1 pseudogene is annotated in these 284 nt (G+C 75.7%); it reads left to right on the forward strand.

Annotated features, from left to right (window positions below):
* A pseudogene (locus ACQG3P_RS19395) lies at positions 1-284 on the forward strand (DNA-3-methyladenine glycosylase 2 family protein); the annotation flags it as partial.

Below are 284 nucleotides of genomic sequence, written 5' to 3' on the forward strand. Positions count from 1 at the left end.
TTGGATGAAGCGGCCCGGGCCGGTGGCGGCGCCGCCCGGCTGGACGCGCAGTTTCGACCCGGTCGATGCCCTGGCCCGCGCGATCCTGGTCCAGCAGCTCAGCGGCAAGGCCGCCTCCACCATCGTGGGCCGGGTGGAGACCGCCCTCGGCAGCACCCGCCTGCACGCCGACACCCTGGCACGCATCGACGACCCCGGCCTGCGCAGCTGCGGGGTCTCCGGCAACCACGCGTTGGCCCTGCGTGACCTGGCCCGGCGCGAGGCGGCCGGCGAGATTCCCGACC

The organism is Stenotrophomonas sp. SrG, assembly GCF_050031795.1.
Lineage (GTDB): Bacteria > Pseudomonadota > Gammaproteobacteria > Xanthomonadales > Xanthomonadaceae > Stenotrophomonas > Stenotrophomonas rhizophila_A.